The sequence below is a fragment of the Psychroserpens damuponensis genome (assembly GCF_000826655.1).
GTDB lineage: Bacteria > Bacteroidota > Bacteroidia > Flavobacteriales > Flavobacteriaceae > Psychroserpens > Psychroserpens damuponensis.
Window position 1 is genome coordinate 1 of record NZ_JXJO01000082.1, and the last position, 821, is coordinate 821.

1 pseudogene is annotated in these 821 nt (G+C 27.2%); it reads right to left on the bottom strand.

What is annotated here, in order from left to right:
- Positions 1-54: 54 nt before the first annotated feature.
- Positions 55-821 (bottom strand): annotated as a pseudogene (locus TD29_RS18615) (hypothetical protein); the annotation flags it as partial.

An 821-nucleotide genomic window follows, 5' to 3' on the forward strand; every position in this document is an offset into this window, starting at 1 on the left:
AATCAAGGGGCTAGTTTTTTGAAACAAATTTAACCTTGTTTTTAATTTAAAAACCTATTTGTATGTGTCAGTTTTCATTTTTTCAAGAACTGTTTTAGTTGATTTTAACAAAGATGTGCTGTAGAGGTCGATATCTTTAGTAATAATATCTACAGCTTTGGTTTGATTCTCTATTGCAATTTTTTTATCTCCAGCCTTATATAGTAATTGGGCATAAGTATCTAAATAATATGGGTTGTTAGCTTTTATCTCTAAAGATGTCTTAGACCATTTTAGAGCTTCTTTTATCAGTTTTTTGTTTTCTATTTGTTCTACAACAACCCAAGCAGCTTCGTTGGCTTGATTAGCGATCTGACTTTTATATACATCCCATGCTTTTTTACTCTTTTCTTCCTCATACATTTTATCTAATCTTACAATAATATCCTTATTGTTGTTTAGCTTATTACTATTATAATAGTTACTGAATTCATTAAGATAATCTTTAGGTATGAATTTTTTTAGGAAAAGTAAATAGTCACTATTTTCAGAATTTAATGCTTTATATCTTGGTTTTATTTTTTGGATAAATTTTTCATCAGCATTATGAGCTATGCGATTTAAATATGAAGAAATTGTATAAGAAAGATTATAAAAGTCATAGCCTTTACTGTAATCTTCGTCTGTTATGGGTTTGTAGTTTTCTATTTCTTTTTGAAATTTAATGAGGTAATCTACAGCCTTTAATTCAGTTTCTGTACCTTGATTAGTGTAATCCTTGTATAATAAGCCTTTATAATGTGATACTAATGTTTTTGTTACAATACTTGCAAATTCAAAAT